Raw genomic sequence first — 16601 nt, 5'->3', positions numbered from 1 at the left:
CGGAGGGGGCTTCGCCGGCGCCCTCCTCTCCCGCGGCAGGCAGCCGGGACTCATCCCGTGTGCAGCATCAGGCCGATGCCCACCACGAGGAGGGCTGCGGCGGCGATGCGTGGGGCGCCGAAGCGTTCCTTGAAGAAGATGGCGCCGATCGCCGCTCCGACGATGATCGATGACTCGCGCAGGGCGGAGATCGGGGCGAGTTCGGCGCGGGTCTGGGCCCACAGGACGAGGGCGTAGGCGGTGACCGAGAGGGCCGCGCCGACGAGGCCGAGGGTGGCGTGGGGGCGGAGGACGGCCAGGGTCCGGCCGCGCCAGCGGGTGGCGGCGTACAGGGGGAGGACCGTGCCCTGGACGGCCATCAGCCAGGCGATGTAACCGAGGGAGGAGCCGGACGCGCGGACGCCGAGGCCGTCGACGACCGTGTACGCGGCGATGGTCACGCCGGTCGCCAGGGCCGCGCCGATCGCCGCCCAGTCCGGACGCCGTCCGCGCAGTCCCCACAGGGCGACGCCGGTGAGGCCCGCGCAGGACACCGCGATGCCGGCGGCTGCCCAGCCGTCGGGCACCTCGTGGGCGAAGACGGCGGCCAGGACGGTGACGACGAGGGGCGCGGAACCGCGCGCGATCGGGTACGCCTGCCCGAAGTCGCCCAGCCGGAACGACCGCATCAGCAGCGCGTAGTAGGCGATGTGGATCACGGCCGAGACCAGCAGGTACGGCCAGGCCGCCGCCGCGGGGATGGCGGCGAAGGGCGCCATCGCGAGGCCGATGAGCAGCCCGCCGCCCGAGATGAGGGCGAAGCCGGTGAGCTTGTCGGTGATGCGGTGGGCGATCGCGTTCCAGCTGGCGTGGGTGACCGCGGCGAGCAGGACGGCCGCGGTGACCAGTGGCGTCACGCGGTGCGCTCGCGCACGTCCACGACGGTGGCGCCGGCGTGCGAGACCAGCGCGTCGGGTGCCATGGGGAAGACCGTGTGCGGGGTGCCGGCCGCGGCCCACACCACGTCGTGCGCGAGCAGGCTCCGGTCGGCGAGGACCCGGGTGCGGCTACGGTGCCCGAACGGCGGCACGCCCCCGATCGCGTACCCGGTCGTCTCCCGTACGACGTCGGCGGCGGCCCGCGTCACCTTCTGGGCCCCGAGTTCCTTCCGCACCAGCTCGACGTCGACCCGCGACGCCCCGTCCATCAGTACCAGCACCGGCACCCCGTCCGCCGCGAAGATCAGCGACTTGCAGATCTGGCTCAGCTCGCACCCGATCGCGGCGGCGGCCTCGGCGGCGGTGCGGGTCGCGTCGGGGAAGCGGCGGATGCGCGTGTGCAGGTCGGAGAGGCCGAGGGCGTCCAGGGCCTCGGCGAAACGGGGATGGGCTCCGGAGCTCGCGGCGGTCACGGAGTTCCCGGGCTCGTCGGCGTCAGTGGCGGCTGTCGTCGTCATGCACGGCACGGTAGCGGTGCGTGTAGGGGGCAGGCGACCGGATTGGCCACCGTCGCCGGGCGGGCCGTCCGTGCGGGATCGTCGTCAGTGGCGGTCGCCGCCGTGGCCGTGGTGACGGGCGCCGTTGCGGGAGTGGTGCTCGTCCCAGGAGGCCTCGTCGATCACGCGGTCACGGTGGTTGCGCAGCGTGGCCGTGTCGGAGCGGTTGTCCCACCCGTGGTGGCGACGGTCCCGGAACGGGAACAGGGGACGCGGACACGGGGGTCTCCTCGGGTGGTGCGGGTGACGGCCGGTCGGCCGCGGCACGCGCACCCGACCACCGGACGCGGCCCGGACGCCCGACCTATGCGCTGCGTTCCAGATCGCCCCTATAACGGTGACACTCGCCTGCCATGTCCATCAATGAACCGAATGCACGCCGAACGGGCAGAACCGCCGCTCGGCGGCCCCGCTCGCCCCGCACGGTTCCCGGCGTTCATCCGAAAGTGCGTCACGACGGCGGGCCCCCGTGCGGACGGGGTCGTGAAGAAGGCCGGTGAGGACGCCCCGTCCCCACGGAGCCCTCACCGGCCGTCTCTCTACTGCGCCCGCTCAGCGCAGCGTCATGCGCGGACCAGTTCCCGGTCCTTGTCCGGGTCGGGGTCCGAGTTCCTGGAGTCGAGGGCCTTGAGGCCTTCGCCCTCGACGTCCACGTTGGGCAGCGCCCGGTCCAGCCACTTCGGGAGCCACCAGGCCTTCTTGCCGAGCAGGGCCAGGACGGCCGGGACGATCGCCATGCGGACGACGAACGCGTCGAAGAAGACGGCGATGGCCAGTCCGAAGCCGATCATCTTGATCATCTGCTCGCTGGAGGTGATGAAGCCGCCGAAGACGGCCATCATGATGACCGCGGCGGCCGCCACGACCCGCGAGCTGTGCCGGAACCCGGTGACGATGGCCTGGGCCGGTGTCTCGCCGTGGACGTAGGCCTCTCGCATGCGGGTCACGAGGAACACCTCGTAGTCCATCGCGAGGCCGAAGACCACGCCCACCATGAAGATCGGCATCATCGACATGATGGGGCCGGTCTCCTCGACACCGAGCAGGCCGCCGAGCCAGCCCCACTGGAAGACCGCGACGACGGCGCCGAGCGCGGCGAGCACGCTGAGCAGGAAGCCGAGGGCCGCCTTCAGCGGGACCAGGATGGAGCGGAAGACGACGATGAGGAGGAGGAAGGCGAGGCCCACCACCAGACCCAGGTACGGGATCAGCGCGTCGTTGAGCTTCTGCGAGAAGTCGATGTTCATCGCGGTGGTGCCGGTGACCAGGACTTCCGCGCCGGTGTCGGCCCTGATGTCGGCGCCCTCGTCACGGATGGCGTGCACCAGGTCCTCGGTCTGTGTCGAGGACGGCTTGGAGTTCGGGATCACGGTGATCGTCGCGGTGTCGCCGGCCTTGTTGAAGGCGGCCGGGGTGACCGTCACGACGTCCTCGAGGTCCTTGATCCCGTCGGTGACGGTGCTGACCGCGGCCTGCGGGTCGTCGCTCTGCTGGGCGTCGACGACGATCATCAGCGGGCCGTTGAAGCCGGGGCCGAAGCCCTCCGACAGCAGGTCGTACGCCCGGCGCTGCGTGGTGGACGTCGGCTGCGAGCCGTCGTCGGGCAGGCCCAGCTCCAGCTGGGTGGCCGGGACGGCGATCGCCCCGAGGCCGACCACGCCGAGCAGCAGGACGGCGGCCGGGCGGCGGATGACGAAGTTCGCCCAACGGGTGCCGAGACCGGCCTTGGCCGCCGCCTGAGGCTTCGCGGACTTCTCGGACGTGTCGAACTTCTTGCGGGACTCCTGGGAATCCTCGGTCCGTGCGGCCTTGCCCGCGCCGCGCGGCTTGCGCTTCTCGCCCGCCGGACGGATCTTCCGGCCCGCGTAGCCGAGCAGTGCCGGGATCATGGTGAGGGCGATGAGGACGGCGACGACGACCGTGCCGGCCGCGGCGAGGCCCATCTTGGTGAGCATCGGGACGTTGACGACCGCGAGGCCCGCGAGGGCGATCACGACGGTGAGTCCGGCGAAGACCACGGCCGATCCGGCGGTGCCGGTGGCGCGGCCCGCCGCCTCCTCCCGGTCCCGGCCGTCGGCGAGTTCGCCGCGGTAGCGGGAGACGATGAACAGCGCGTAGTCGATGCCGACCGCGAGGCCGATCATCAGCGCGAGGGTGGAGGTGGTGTCGCCGAGGTCGAGCGCGTTGGCGAGGGCGGTGATGGTGGAGACGCCGATGCCGACGCCGATGATCGCCGTCAGCAGCGGGAGTCCGGCCGCGACCAGCGAGCCGAGGGTGATGACGAGGACGACCGCGGCGAGCGCGAGACCGACGATCTCACCGACCGCTCCCGGCTCGGCCGCCGCCTGGAGGGCGTCACCGCCGATGTCGACGGTCAGCCCGGCGGCCCGCGCGTCGTCGCCGGCCGCTTCCAGGGCGTCCCTGGTGGAGTCGGCCAGTTCCATGCCGGGGGCGTCGTACTTCACCGAGGTGTAGGCGACCGTGCCGTCCTTGCTGACGGCGTTCGTGGTGAACGGGTCGGTGACCGAGACGACCTCGGAGCCGTCGCTCAGTTCCTTGACGGTCTTGGCGACGGTCGCCTTGTTGTCGGCGTCCGTCATCTTCTCGCCCTCGGGCGCCTTGAAGACGATGCGTCCGGTCCCGCCGTCGGCGCTCGCGCCCGGGAACCGCTGTTCCAGCAGGTCGAAGGCCTTCTGCGCCTCCGTGCCCGGGATGGAGAAGGAGGTGGTGCCCGGTGTGGGCGCGGAGGCGGCGCCGACGCCCGCGAGCGTCAGCAGGGCGACCCATATCAGGGCGACGAAGTGCCGTCGCCGGAAAGCGAGCCGGCCGAGTTTATAGAGGAACGTGGCCACGGAGGCGTACTCCCGGTCATGTCGTGGGGTGATTCAGGGCAGGGGTGACCACCACCCGCTGGAAGGCAGGGGTGATCGGCCCGACGACGTGAGCGGTGACGTCAGGAGGGGCGGACCGCGGGGACGGTCAGGTGGTGGTGGGGATGCCGAGGGCGGGGAGGACCACGGCGTCGACGTACGAACGCAGGAACTCCTGCGTGGGAGGCAGACCGTCGATCATGGTGCGGGTGGCGAAGGCGCCGACCAGCATGTGCACGACGTACTCCAGCGCGGGGCGGTCGGCCCGCACCTCGCCTCGGTCCACCGCGCGCTGCATGACGCGCTGGAACTCGTTCATCTCGGGCTCGATGAGCAGTTCCTTGAACGCCCGCATCAGATCGGGGTTGGAGTGCACGGCCATCGCCAGGGCCCGCATCAGGTCGGAGTTCCGCTCCATCGTGCAGTCGTCCTCGCGGGACATGAACGTATGAAGGTCTCCCCGGAGGGATCCGGTGTCGACGTCGGCGATGCCGCCCGGCTTGCTGTGCCGCATCGCCCGCACGACCAGTTCGGCCTTGCCGCCCCACTGGCGGTAGAGCGTGGCCTTGCTGGAACGGGTGCGGGCGGCGACGGCGTCCATGGTCAGGGCGTCGTAGCCGACCTCGCGGAGCAGGTCGAGCACGGCCGTGTACAACTCGGCCTCGCGCTCGGGCGTGATGCGACTGCGACGCGCCGTTGCGACCTCAGTCATGTCACTCACCTTCCGACTCCGGCACGGACTCGTCCCGTACACCTTGAACATACCCTGCCAGCCTGCGAAACGAAACCGTTTCGTACGTGTGCTGGCTCACGTCGGTGAAGAACACATAAGTTGCCCGGCCCCTCGTGCCGGAAAAGCATGGAAACGTGACCTACTTGCGCCTGCCCCACCTCAGCGGTGACCAGCTCTGTTTCGTGGCCGAGGACGACCTCTGGCTGGCCCCGCTCGACGGACCCGGCCGCGCCTGGCGGCTCACCGCCGACCGCACCAAGGCCGGCCACCCCCGCTTCTCGCCCGACGGCCGCCACATCGCCTACACGAGCTGGCGCAGTCTCGTGCCCGAGATCCACCTGATCCCCGCGGACGGCGGCCCCGGGCGGCGGCTCACGTACTGGGGCAGCCCCGACACCCGGGTCTGCGGCTGGACCCCGGACGGCGATATCCTGGCCGTCGCCTCCCACGGCGAGCCCTTCTCCTACTTCACCTGGGCGTACAAGGTCTCCCCCGACGGCTCCCCCGGCCGCAAACTGCCCTGGGGCCCGGTCGCCGACCTCCAGGCCGCCGACCTCGACGGCGAACGCCGCACCCTCCTGCTCACCGGCACGCCGCCGCACGAACCGGCCGCATGGAAGCGGTACCGGGGCGGCGCCATGGGCCGGCTCTGGCTGCACGGACAGCGGCTGCTCGCCGACCTGGAGGGCCACCTCGACGCCCCCATGCTCGTCGGCGGCCGGGTCGCCTTCCTCTCCGACCACGAGGGCGTCGGCAACCTCTACTCCTGCGCCCACGACGGCTCCGACCTGCGCCGGCACACCGACCACGACGCCTTCTACGCCCGCAACGCCGCAAGCGACGGCACCCGCGTGGTGTACCAGTGCGCCGGGGATCTGTGGATCGTCGACGACCTGTCCCCCGACTCCGAGCCGCGCCGGATCGACGTACGGCTGAGCGGGCCCCGGACAGGGCGGCGGCCGTACCAGATCCCGGCCGCTCAGCACGTGGACGGGATCTCGGTGGACGAGACGGGGCGGGCGAGCGCGGTCGTCGTACGCGGCAGCCTGTACTGGCTCACCCACCGCGACGGGCCCGCGCGGACCATCACCGACTCACCGGGGGTACGGGTCCGGCTCCCGGAGATGCTCGGCTCGGGCGGGCAGGTCGCCTATGTGACGGACGCGGAGGGCGAGGACGCCGTCGAGATCGCCCACCTGCCCCGCGCGACCGGCGACCGTGCGCCGCGCCGCCTGGCCTCCGGTGGGCTGGGCCGGGTCCTGGAGCTGGTGTCCGACCCGGCGGGGGAACGGCTGGCGATCGCCGCCCACGACGGCCGCCTGCTGCTCGTCACCGTGTCCGACGGGGTGGCGGAGGTGGCTGAGGCGGCGGAGGCAGACGGGACGGCCGAGACCGCGGACGCCGGGGACTCCGACGGCTCCGACAGCTCCGACAGCTCCGACGGTGAGGTCGTCGAGCTGATCCGGTCGGTCAACGGGCCCGTGCGCGATCTCGCGTTCTCGCCGGACGGGGCCTGGCTGACCTGGTCGCATCCGGGGATCGGGCGGTCGCTGCGGCAGATCAAGATGGCCCGCATCTCCGGGCTCGGCAAGGGCGACGGACTGATCGTCGACGTCACGAACGGCCGCTTCGAGGACGAGAACCCGGTCTTCACCCGCGACGGCCGCTATCTCGCCTTCCTCTCCTGGCGCGGCTTCGACCCGGTGTACGACGTCCACACCGGCGACCTCTCCTTCCCCCTCGGCTGCCGGCCCTACCTGGTGCCGCTGAACTCCGCGACCCCGTCCCCCTTCGCCCTCACCCCCGAGGGACGGCCGGCCGCGGGCGGGCTCGACCCGGTCGAGGACGAGGCCGGCGACGGCACGGTGACCGTCGAGGTCGAGGGCCTGGCGAGCCGGGTGACGCCGTTCCCGGTGACCGCCTCCAAGTACTCGGCGCTGTTCCCGGTCGCGGGCGGCGGCCTGGTCTGGCTGCGCTGGCCGATCTCCGGCGCGCTCGGCGAGACCTTCGCCAACCCGGACGACACCAGCGGGCGGCCGACACTGGAGTACTTCAACCTCGGCAAGGCGAAGAAGTCCGAACTCGTCGACCACCTCGACTGGTTCGCGGTCAGCGGCGACGGCAGCCGGCTGGTCGTCGTCGACGAGGGCGAGCTGCGCGCGGTGCCCTCCACCGAGTCCGGCGACCTCGACTCCACGGTCTGGATCGACCTGCGCCGCATCCTCCACGAGGTCGACCCGGGCGCCGAATGGCGCCAGGCCTACGCCGAGGCGGGCCGGCTCATCCGCGCCTACTTCTGGGACCCGGGGATGTGCGGCATCGACTGGGACGCGGTCCTCGACCAGTACCGGCCCCTGGTCGAACGGGTCGCCTCCCCCGACGAGTTCGCCGACCTGCTCCGCGAGGTCCTCGGCGAACTCGGTACCTCCCACGCCTACGTCACCGCCGCCCGCCGCAACGAGGGCCCGCCCCACTACCAGCGCCGGCAGGGCCTCCTCGGCGCCAACCTCGTCTGCAGGGACGGCAGCTGGACGGTCAAGCGGATCCTGCCCGGCGACTCCTCCGACTCCAAGGCACGTTCACCGCTGGCCGGGACCGGCATCCGCGAGGGCGCGGTGCTCACCCATGTCGACGGACGGCCGGTGGACCCGGTCACCGGGCCCTACCCGCTGCTGGCGGGAGCGGGCGGTACGACCGTGGAGCTGACGTTCACCCCCGCTGAGGGCGAGAACCGGCGGGCCCGGCGGGTCGCCGTCGTCCCCCTCCTCGACGAACGGCCGCTGCGCTACCAGGACTGGGTCGCCAAACGGCGCGAGGTCGTACGGGAGTTGAGCGGCGGGCGGTGCGGCTATCTGCACATCCCCGACATGGGCGGCTCCGGCTGGGCCCAGTTCAACCGCGACCTGCGGATGGAGATGTCCCGGCCCGCACTGATCGTGGACGTCCGCGGCAACGCGGGCGGGCACATCAGCGAACTCGTCGTGGAGAAACTGACCCGCACCATCCTCGGCTGGGACCTCACCCGCGACGCCCAGCCCGTGTCGTACGCCTCCAACGCGCCCCGCGGCCCCGTGGTCGCCCTCGCCGACGAGGCGACCTCCTCCGACGGCGACATGATCACCGCCGCGTTCAAGCTCCTGAAACTCGGGCCTGTGGTGGGACAGCGGACCTGGGGCGGAGTCGTCGGCATGACCGGACGGCACCAGCTCGGCGACGGGTCGGTCATCACCGTACCGATGAACGCGGCCTGGTTCGACGTGTACGGGTGGTCCGTGGAGAACCACGGCGTCGCCCCCGACCTGGAGGTGCTGCGGACTCCGCTGGACTGGGCGGAGGGGCGGCACGCGCAGCTCGACGACGCGGTGTCGCTGGCGCTGGCCCTGCTGGAGACGGAGCCGCCGGCGTCCCCGCCGAGCCTCGCCGACGTGCCCGACCGGTCCCGTCCGCGGCTCGCTCCGCGGGGGGACGGGTGGTGACTCGGCTGCGGGCCGGTGGGGGCTGGTCGTGCAGTTCCCCGCGCCCCTCAAGGAGCTGTACTGCCGCTTGCTCAGGGGCGGCGGGGAACTGCGCGACCACACCCCCGGTGCACAACAAGCGCGGGGTGCCCCCCAGAAACGGGGGGCACCCCTCTGCGCTCAAGCCCAGCGGCCAGCGTTACCGCATCGCCTCGGGGTCGAAGTCCGCGTCGTAGCGGTCCTCCTCGTCACGGGCCGTGCGCTGCGGGTCCTGCTCGCGGCGCTGCGGGTCCTGCTCGCGCTCACCACGCTGGCGTCCGCGCTCCTTGGCCTGTTCCTTCGTCTCGTCCATCTTCTGCTTGGCCTTGTCCTGCCACTGCTCGGCCTGGTCCTGGAACTTGTCCTTCATACCCATGTGGGTTCACTCCCGAATGAGGGTGAGGGGGATTGGCCCTTGGTCGGGCCTCGACCAGATTCACACGGCAGGACATTCCGCGCATTTCGATCAACTACGCTGTGTAGCGCGGGCCTGTTCGTCGGCCGCGCCCCCCGCTCCGACCAGGCCCGTCCGCATGCCCCGCAGCCGGGGCTCGAACCGCTTCATCTCCCGTTGCCCGACGGTCCCGATGAGCCCCGGCAGATATCCGCGGACCCCCTGCATCCCGCGCAGCCACCACTGCCCGTACACGTGCGAGGAACGCCGCTCCATCCCGGCGACGATCCGGTCCACGGCCGGGCCGAGCGGGTAGGTCTTGTTGGACGGCCAGGGCAGCCGCTGCCGCAACTCCCGCATCACGTCGTCCTGGTCGGCGCCGCGCACCATGTCGGTGTCGGTCCAGGACAGGTAACCGACGCCCACGCGTACGCCCTTGTGGCCGACCTCGGCGCGCAGGCTGTGCGCGTACGCCTCCACCCCCGACTTGGACGCGCAGTACGCCGTCATCATCGGGGCCGGGGTGATCGCCGCGAGGGAGGCGATCTGGAGGAGGTAGCCGCGGCTCTCCATCAGCATCGGCAGGAAGGCGCGGGCGGTGACCGCCGAGCCGATGAGGTTGACCTCGATGACCCGGCGCCAGGCGTCCGGGTCGGAGTCGACGAACGGGCCGCCGGTGGCCACGCCCGCGTTGGCGACCACGATGTCCACCTTGCCGAAGCGTTCCTTCACCTCCTGGGCGACGCGGGCCATCGCCACGTGGTCGGTGACGTCGGCGTACCAGTGGCCGCTGTCGCCGTGCAGCCGCTCCGCGACCTGCTTGAGCGCGTCCGGCTCCAGGCCGACCAGCGCGACGGTCGCCCCGCGTGCGGAGAGCTTGCGGGCGAGGAGTTCGCCGACGCCCCGCGCGGCGCCGGTGACGACCGCGACCTGTCCTTCGAGGCTGACCTTGCTCATGCGCCCTCCTTCATGGCTATGTGGGTGGTGACGAGGTTCCGGATCGTGCCGGTGACCAGCTCCGGTGCCTCCACCGGCGTCATGTGGCCGAGGCCGGGCAGCTCCGTCAGGCCGACGCAGTGCGGCAGCGCCTCGGCGAGCCGACGGGAGTGCACGGGCGGGGTCATCCGGTCCGCCGAGCCCACGATCACGGCCGCCGGTACCCGCAACTCCCGTACGGCGTGGTCGAGATCGAGCAGGTCGAGGACGTTCGACCAGGCGTGCCGGACCCGGCGCGGGCAGGCGTGCACGATCCGCGCACAGGCCTCCACCATGTGCGGGGCCGAACCGGCGCCCATCGTGGCGTACTTGAGGATCCGGCGGGCGAGCGGCGTGACCGGGCCGAGCGGGGCCCGCGAGCCGAGGATGTGCCCGGTCAGCCAGGTCCGCAGCCGGCCCGGCCGGAGCGGTACGACGGTGGACTCGGCGACCAGCCGCGAACTGCCCGTGCTGCACAGCAGGACGGCCGCCGCGTGGTCACGGAACGCGGGCCGGGCGGAGGCGGCCATGATGGTCATGCCGCCCATGGAGTGCCCGGCGAGCACGGCCTTCTCGCCCGGCGCGAGGGTCGCGGTGAGTACGGCTTCGAGGTCGTCGGCGAGCAGGTCGGCGCTGCACGCCGGGCTCGCCGCCGTACGGCCGTGGCCCCGCTGGTCGTAGGCGACGACCCGGTGGTCGGCGGACAGGGCGCGGATCTGCGCCGCCCAGAACGCGGTCGAGCAGGTCCAGCCGTGCGCGAGGACGACCGCCGGGGCGTCGTCCGGGCCGTGCACCTCGACGTGCAGTTCGGTGCCGTCGGCGGAGCGGGCGGTCAGAACGCGGGCGGGGGCGGGCGGGGCGTACGGGCCGAGGGCGACGGTGGTCGTCACGCGGTCACCTCCGGCCGCTCGGTCCGGTCCGCGGTCTCCTCGGCGGCCGGGGCGCGCAGGACCTCGTACTCGGCGAGGTCCACCCGCCGGGTCGCGCGGCGGAACTCGCTCGTCGTCCCCGGCCAGATGGTGGTGTTGCGGCCTCCTGCGTCCATGTACCAGCTGGTGCAGCCGCCGGTGTTCCACACCGTGCGCCGCATCCGGTCCTGCACCCGCCGGTTCCAGGCGTGCACGGCGCTCGGGCGGGCGTCGAGGGCCGCCCGGCCGCCGAGGACGTCGAGCTGGCGGAGGTAGTCGGCCATGTAGTTCAGCTGGGACTCGATCATGAGGATCATGGAGGAGTTACCGAGGCCGGTGTTGGGGCCGATGATCGTCATCCAGTTGGGGAATCCGGCCGCGGAGGCGCCGCGCAGGGACTCCATGCCGTCCTTCCAGCTCTCCGCGAGGGTCCGCCCGTCGGCGCCGACGACCCGCTCGGCGATCGGCATGTCCGTGACGCGGAAACCGGTGCCGAAGACGACCGCGTCGACCTCGGCCTCGCTGCCGTCGGCGGCGACCAGGGTGTTCCCCCGGATCTCGCGCAGCCCGCTCGCCACGACGTCCACATTCGGGCGGGTGAGCGCCGGGTAGTACTCGCTGGACAGCAGGATCCGCTTGCAGCCGATGCGGTAGTCCGGGGTGAGCTTGGCGCGCAGGGCCGGGTCCTTGACCGCGCGGGCCATGTTCCCCCTGGCGAGCCGCTCGACGAAGCCGAGTTCGTTCGGGTGCTTGGTGAAGGCCTGCACCTGGAGTTCGCGGATGCCCCACAGCAGCCCGCGGCGGGCCTGCGTGGTGAACGGCAACCGCTTGTGCAGCCAGCGCTCGGCGCCGCTGATCGCCCGGTCGATGCGGGGCATCACCCAGGGCGGGGTGCGCTGGAAGAGGGTGAGGCTGCCGACCTTCGGCTGGATCGCGGGCACGATCTGGATGGCCGAGGCACCCGTGCCGACCATGGCGACGCGCTTGCCGGTGAGGTCGTAGTCGTGGTCCCAGCGGGCGGAGTGGAAGACCCTGCCGGGGAACGACTCCAGGCCGGGGATCTCGGGGATCCTCGGGTCGGAGAGCGGTCCGGTCGCGGACACCACGACGTCGGCGGAGAGCGATCCGCTCGCGGTCTCGATGTCCCAGCGCAGCTGCTCCGGGTCCCAGGTCATCAGCTTGACCTCGGAGTCGAAGCGGATGTGGGGGCGCAGCCGGAACACGTCCGCGACGTGCTCCAGGTAGGCGCGGATGTGTTCCTGCCCGGAGAAGGTGCGGGGCCAGTCGGGGTTGGGCGCGAAGGAGAAGGAGTACAGGTGGGACGGCACGTCACAGGCGCACCCGGGGTAGCTGTTGTCCCGCCAGGTGCCGCCGACGCTGCTCGCCCGCTCCAGGACGACGAAGTCGGTGATCCCCTCCCGGCGCAGCCGAACCGCGGCCCCCAGCCCGCCGAACCCGGACCCGATCACCGCCACCCGTACATGCTCGTGCTCGGTCATCCCGACGCCTCCTTGCCTCGCGACACTGCGACACCCATGCCGTGACTCTGCGACTCTGCCAGTGAACACTGGCGCAATCGGAGCGTAGAGCAGCTCCGTACTGATGGGTAGGGGCCGGAAGAAGGAAAGTTACCGACGGTACGACATAGGCTTCCCGGGTGACCGACAAGCGGGAGTACCGGACGGAGGAGCTGGCCAGGGAGGCCGGCATCACGGTGCGCACCCTGCGCTTCTACCGCGAACGCAAACTGCTCGCGCCACCCCGGCGCGAGGGCCGTATCGCCTGGTACGACGACCATCACCTGGCCCGTCTGCGCACGATCGCGGCACTGCTGGACCGCGGCCACACCCTGACCGGCATCGCCGAACTGGCCGACGCCCTCGACCACGGCCGCGATGTCGCCGACCTGCTCGGAGTCGGCGGACCCACCGAGGAGGAGCCGGTCCACCTCACCCCCGAGGAACTCGCCGCCCGCTTCGAGGGCCAGGTCACCCCGGAGAACCTCGCCGCCGCCCTCGACCTCGGATACCTGGCCACCGACGGCGACGAGATCGTCCACATCAGCCGCCGCCTGCTGGAGGTCTCCGCCGCCCTGGTCCGCGAGGGCATCCCCCTGGCCGAGGTCCTCACCGCCGGCGCCCGCGTCCGCGACCACGCCGACGCCCTCGCCGAACTCTTCACCGCCGTGATCCTCCGCCATGCGGGCGAGGAGGCACTGCCCCGCCTGCGCCCGCTGGCGCGCAGCGTGGTGGAGGCGGAGCTTTCACTCGCGCTGGACCGGCGGCTGCAACGGGTTCAGAGGTCGTAGACCACCGTGACCGGCGCGTGGTCCGACCAGCGCTCGTCGTGCGTGGCCGCCCGCTCCACCAGGCCCTTCACGGCCTTGGCCGCGAGGCCGGGGGTCGACACGTGAAGATCGATTCTCCATCCGGAGTCGTTGTCGAACGCCCGTCCCCGGTACGACCACCACGTGTACGGGCCCGTCACGTCCGGGTGCAGCCCTCGCACGACGTCGACGTAGCCGCCCGCCTCGGGGGTGAGGACCTGGGTCAGCCAGTCGCGTTCCTCGGGGAGGAAGCCGGAGTTCCTGGTGTTGGAGCGCCAGTTCTTCAGGTCGGCCTGCTGGTGGGCGATGTTCCAGTCGCCGCAGATCAGGACCTCGCGGCCGTCGGCGGCGGCGCGTTCGCGGAGGGTCTTGAGGTAGGCCAGGAACTCGTCCATGAAACGGACCTTCTCGTCCTGGCGGTCGGTGCCGACCTCGCCGGACGGGAGGTAGAGGGAGGCGACCGTCACACCCGGCAGGTCGGCCTCGACGTAGCGGCCGCTCGCGTCGAACTCGGTGGACCCGAAGCCGACGCGGACGGCGTCGGGTTCGCGGCGGGTGTAGAGGGAGACGCCCGCGCGGCCCTTGGCGGCGGCGGGGGCGTGGGTGACGTGCCAGCCTTCGGGGGCGCGGACCGTCTCCGGCAGTTGCTGGGGTTCGGCGCGCACCTCCTGGAGGCACAGCACATCGGCGGAGGTGTCGGCGAGCCACTCCACGAAGCCCTTCTTCGCGGCGGCCCGCAGCCCATTCACGTTTACGGAGGTCACGGTCAGCACCCGGGCACGATACCGGCACACTGGACGGGTTCCAGATTTTCCTCCGCCGCCTAGTGATGCATGGATGTGCCGTGAGCAGCATGAATATACGTCGCGTTCCGTTCGACCACCCCGACGCCGTGAAGCTGAACGACGAGGTCCAGGCCGAGTACCACGAGCGCTACGGCGACGGCGGTGACGCCACGGTGCTGGAGCCCGCCGACTTCGATCCGCCGCGCGGCGTGTATCTCATCGCCTACGACGAGCTGGACCGGCCGGTCGCCACGGGCGGCTGGCGCAGCCAGGACGAGAACGGCGAGGGCAACCAGGACGGCGACGCCGAGCTGAAGCGGATGTTCGTGGTCAAGCAGGCGCGGGGGCGCGGGCTGGCCCGGCGGATGCTCGCCGCGCTGGAGGAGGACGCCCGCGCGGCCGGCCGGCTCCGCATGGTCCTGGAGACCGGCACCGAGCAGCCGGAGGCCATCGCGCTGTACACCTCCAGCGGCTACGAGCCCTGCACCAAGTTCGGCTACTACCGCTTCCACGACGACAGCCGCTGCTTCGCCAAGCCGCTCCGCCCCTGAGGCACGGGCCGCTCAGCTCCTGAGGTAGGCCAGGACCGCGAGGACCCTGCGGTGGGTGTCGTCCGCCGGGGGCAGGTCCAGCTTGGTGAGGATGCCACCGATGTGCTTGCCGACGGCCGCCTCGGAGACGACCAGCGTCCTGGCTATCGCGCCGTTGGACCTGCCCTCCGCGACCAGCGCCAGGACCTCCCGCTCGCGCGGGGTGAGCCGGGCCAGCGGGTCGCGGCGGCGGCGCAGCAGTTGTCGTACGACCTCGGGGTCGACGACCGTGCCGCCCGAGGCGACCTCCGTGAGCGCGTCCACGAACTGCTCGACCTGGCCGACGCGGTCCTTGAGGAGGTAGCCGACTCCGGTGCCGTCACCGGAGTCGAGGAGCTCGGCGGCGTAGGCCCGCTGGACGTACTGGCTGAGGACCAGGACGGGCAGGCCGGGGCGCTCGGTACGCAGCCGGACCGCCGCGTGCAGGCCCTCGTCCTGGAAGGCGGGCGGCATCCGGACGTCGGTGACGACGATGTCGGGGGTGTGGTCGGCGACCGCGGTGAGCAGGGCCTCCGCGTCTCCCACGGCGGCGACGACCTCGTGGCCGAAGCGGGTGAGGAGGGCGGTGAGGCCGTCGCGGAGCAGGACGCTGTCCTCGGCGAGGACTATGCGCAGGGCGGGCCGGACGCCCCTGTCCGTACGCGTACGGCTTCCGTCGGCTCGCAAGGGATCTCCACACGCAGCAGGGTCGGTCCGCCCGGCGGACTGGTCAGGGACAGTTTTCCATCCAGGGCCGACACCCGGTCGGCGAGACCGGTGAGGCCGGTGCCGCGGGTGCTGTCGGCGCCGCCGCGGCCGTCGTCCCGGGTCTCCAGGACGAGCCGCCCGTCCCGGTGTTCGCCACGGACCAGGGCGCGGTCCGCCCCGCTGTGCCGGGCCACGTTGGCGAGCGCCTCGCAGACGACGAAGTAGGCGGCGGACTCGACGGACCCGGGCAGCCGGTGGGGGAGGGTGAACTCGACGTCCACGGGGACCGGCGAGCGGTCGGCGGCGTCGGCGACGGCGGCCTCCAGGCCGTAGTCGGCGAGGACTTTGGGGTGGATGCCGTGGATCAGCTCGCGCAGCTCGGCGAGGGCGGCTCCCGCCTCCTCGTGGGCCTTGGCGAGCTGGGCGGCTAGGGGGCCGCCGGGCGGGGCGTCGAGGCGGGCCAGGCCGAGGGTCATGGTGAGGGCGACGAGGCGTTGCTGGGCGCCGTCGTGCAGGTCGCGTTCGATGCGGCGGCGTTCGGTCTCGAAGGCGTCGACGAGGCGGGCCCGGGAGCGGGTGAGTTCGACGACGCGGGCGTCGGGGTCGCCGCCGCGGGGGGCGATCAGCAGCCGGGTGAGGGCGGCTCGGGCGCCTGCCGCGACGCCGAGGACGTAGGTGCCCGCGGCGAGGAGGAGCAGGCCGAGCAGGGCGGCCGCGAGGGCGGTCGGCCAGTCGGTGACCGTCCAGGTCTTGAGCACCTTCGTCTCACGGCCGCCGCCTGCCGTCGCCAGCAGCAGCGGGGTCGCGGTGACCGCGAGCGGGCCGGCCAGGGCCACGGTGAGCAGGAGCGCCTCGGCCGGCCAGAGCAGGCAGGCGAGGAGGAGGGTGTGGCCGAGTTCGAGCCAGGTGGCGCGTTCGCGGAGGCGGGTGGTGAGCCAGCTGCGCAGGCCGGGCGCGGGCGGCTCGGTGTGCGGGTCGGCAGCCTCGTCCGGGTCGATGAGCCGCAGTCGGCGCCGCTCCAGCGCGGCCACGGGCAGCCCGGCGAGGGCGAGGGCGGCGAGGAGGGGCAGGCCGACGAGGGCGAGCGCGAGGACGCCGCCCACCACGGCGAACAGCATCAGCGCCACCAGGACGGCCGCGCCGGTCACCGCCCCGGTCAGCAGGTATGCGGTGGCGCGCCAGGGCCACGGCGACAGCGGGTAGCGCGGGCGGGACAGGGCCTGCCACACGGTTCGGGGGTGCATGCGGATCACCGTAGGAGGCGGGGCGGGGGCGGGGCCATCCGGTCAGGGGGAGGTCCGGAGGTATGCCTGGCCCTACCCCGGGTCTCGTCCCTGCCCCAGCGACCGCGCCGGGCCCCTCGCG

Annotated in this window: 15 protein-coding genes; 3 read left to right on the top strand and 12 right to left on the bottom strand. The window is 72.4% G+C overall.

Annotation, left to right across the window (positions count from 1 at the left end):
* Positions 1-50 precede the first annotated feature (50 nt).
* From ACFWJX_RS05040 to ACFWJX_RS05020, 5 genes are all read right to left on the bottom strand, one after another.
* Positions 51-896 (bottom strand): EamA family transporter, encoded by an 846-nt coding sequence (locus ACFWJX_RS05040; RefSeq protein ID WP_383236928.1) that lies wholly within the window; start codon positions 894-896, stop codon positions 51-53.
* Positions 893-1435 (bottom strand): YbaK/EbsC family protein, encoded by a 543-nt coding sequence (locus tag ACFWJX_RS05035; protein WP_383236925.1) that lies wholly within the window; start codon positions 1433-1435, stop codon positions 893-895. Before ACFWJX_RS05035 ends, ACFWJX_RS05040 begins: the two co-directional genes overlap by 4 nt.
* Before the next feature lie 84 nt (positions 1436-1519).
* The gene (locus tag ACFWJX_RS05030; RefSeq protein ID WP_383236923.1) at positions 1520-1747 is read right to left on the bottom strand and encodes a hypothetical protein; all 228 of its coding nucleotides are present in this window, start codon (positions 1745-1747) and stop codon (positions 1520-1522) included.
* Between the two features lie 290 nt (positions 1748-2037).
* The gene (locus tag ACFWJX_RS05025) at positions 2038-4326 is read right to left on the bottom strand and encodes an MMPL family transporter (RefSeq protein WP_383236920.1); all 2289 of its coding nucleotides are present in this window, start codon (positions 4324-4326) and stop codon (positions 2038-2040) included.
* A gap of 127 nt (positions 4327-4453) precedes the next feature.
* Positions 4454-5056 (bottom strand): TetR/AcrR family transcriptional regulator, encoded by a 603-nt coding sequence (locus ACFWJX_RS05020; protein ID WP_383236917.1) that lies wholly within the window; start codon positions 5054-5056, stop codon positions 4454-4456.
* Positions 5057-5211: 155 nt separating this feature from the next.
* On the opposite strand from ACFWJX_RS05020, the gene ACFWJX_RS05015 reads away from it, so the two are divergent.
* Entirely contained in the window at positions 5212-8553 is a 3342-nt protein-coding gene (locus tag ACFWJX_RS05015) for a S41 family peptidase (RefSeq protein ID WP_383236914.1), read from the top strand.
* Between the two features lie 178 nt (positions 8554-8731).
* On the opposite strand, the gene ACFWJX_RS05010 is transcribed toward ACFWJX_RS05015, so the two are convergent.
* The 4 genes from ACFWJX_RS05010 to ACFWJX_RS04995 all read right to left on the bottom strand — a co-directional run bounded on the left by ACFWJX_RS05010 (position 8732) and on the right by ACFWJX_RS04995 (position 12347).
* On the bottom strand, positions 8732-8947 hold the full coding sequence (locus ACFWJX_RS05010; protein WP_383236911.1) for a hypothetical protein: 216 nt from the start codon (positions 8945-8947) through the stop codon (positions 8732-8734).
* A 90-nt stretch (positions 8948-9037) separates the two neighbouring features.
* Positions 9038-9922, bottom strand: coding sequence for an SDR family oxidoreductase (locus ACFWJX_RS05005; RefSeq protein ID WP_383236909.1), 885 nt, complete (start codon positions 9920-9922; stop codon positions 9038-9040).
* Positions 9919-10830 (bottom strand): alpha/beta fold hydrolase, encoded by a 912-nt coding sequence (locus tag ACFWJX_RS05000; RefSeq protein ID WP_383236906.1) that lies wholly within the window; start codon positions 10828-10830, stop codon positions 9919-9921. Before ACFWJX_RS05000 ends, ACFWJX_RS05005 begins: the two co-directional genes overlap by 4 nt.
* Positions 10827-12347, bottom strand: a complete 1521-nt coding sequence (locus ACFWJX_RS04995) for a flavin-containing monooxygenase (RefSeq protein ID WP_383236903.1) — start codon at positions 12345-12347, stop codon at positions 10827-10829. Before ACFWJX_RS04995 ends, ACFWJX_RS05000 begins: the two co-directional genes overlap by 4 nt.
* A 158-nt stretch (positions 12348-12505) precedes the next feature.
* On the opposite strand from ACFWJX_RS04995, the gene ACFWJX_RS04990 reads away from it, so the two are divergent.
* Positions 12506-13156: a MerR family transcriptional regulator gene (locus ACFWJX_RS04990; protein WP_383236900.1), complete on the top strand. Its 651-nt coding sequence runs from the start codon at positions 12506-12508 to the stop codon at positions 13154-13156.
* Here ACFWJX_RS04990 and ACFWJX_RS04985 read toward each other — a convergent pair.
* Positions 13144-13947, bottom strand: a complete 804-nt coding sequence (locus tag ACFWJX_RS04985) for an exodeoxyribonuclease III (protein ID WP_383236897.1) — start codon at positions 13945-13947, stop codon at positions 13144-13146. The two genes, ACFWJX_RS04990 and ACFWJX_RS04985, sit on opposite strands and share 13 nt — an antisense overlap.
* A gap of 80 nt (positions 13948-14027) precedes the next feature.
* Here ACFWJX_RS04985 and ACFWJX_RS04980 point away from each other — a divergent pair, with 80 nt between their 5' ends.
* A complete protein-coding gene (locus ACFWJX_RS04980; protein WP_383237383.1) occupies positions 14028-14510 on the top strand; it encodes a GNAT family N-acetyltransferase in 483 nt (160 codons plus the stop codon).
* 12 nt (positions 14511-14522) lie between these two features.
* Here ACFWJX_RS04980 and ACFWJX_RS04975 read toward each other — a convergent pair whose 3' ends face one another.
* Complete coding sequence (locus tag ACFWJX_RS04975; RefSeq protein ID WP_383236894.1) at positions 14523-15215, bottom strand: response regulator; 693 nt, start codon at positions 15213-15215, stop codon at positions 14523-14525.
* On the bottom strand, positions 15155-16480 hold the full coding sequence (locus tag ACFWJX_RS04970) for a sensor histidine kinase (protein ID WP_383236891.1): 1326 nt from the start codon (positions 16478-16480) through the stop codon (positions 15155-15157). The genes ACFWJX_RS04975 and ACFWJX_RS04970 overlap by 61 nt, the downstream gene beginning before the upstream one ends.
* Positions 16481-16601: the final 121 nt, after the last annotated feature.

The organism is Streptomyces sp. NPDC058335 (assembly GCF_042723915.1).
Taxonomy (GTDB): Bacteria; Actinomycetota; Actinomycetes; order Streptomycetales; family Streptomycetaceae; genus Streptomyces.
This window is presented reverse-complemented; position numbering and strand designations above follow the sequence as displayed.

Bases quoted from the DNA above. Each gene is read 5' to 3' on its own strand.
- ACFWJX_RS05035 (WP_383236925.1), bottom strand. From the start codon at position 1,435: ATGACGACGACAGCCGCCACTGACGCCGACGAGCCCGGGAACTCCGTG.
- ACFWJX_RS05020 (WP_383236917.1), bottom strand. From the start codon at position 5,056: ATGACTGAGGTCGCAACGGCGCGTCGCAGTCGCATCACGCCCGAGCGC.
- ACFWJX_RS05010 (WP_383236911.1), bottom strand. From the start codon at position 8,947: ATGGGTATGAAGGACAAGTTCCAGGACCAGGCCGAGCAGTGGCAGGAC.
- ACFWJX_RS05005 (WP_383236909.1), bottom strand. From the start codon at position 9,922: ATGAGCAAGGTCAGCCTCGAAGGACAGGTCGCGGTCGTCACCGGCGCC.
- ACFWJX_RS04995 (WP_383236903.1), bottom strand. From the start codon at position 12,347: ATGACCGAGCACGAGCATGTACGGGTGGCGGTGATCGGGTCCGGGTTC.
- ACFWJX_RS04980 (WP_383237383.1), top strand. From the start codon at position 14,028: ATGAATATACGTCGCGTTCCGTTCGACCACCCCGACGCCGTGAAGCTG.
- ACFWJX_RS04970 (WP_383236891.1), bottom strand. From the start codon at position 16,480: ATGCACCCCCGAACCGTGTGGCAGGCCCTGTCCCGCCCGCGCTACCCG.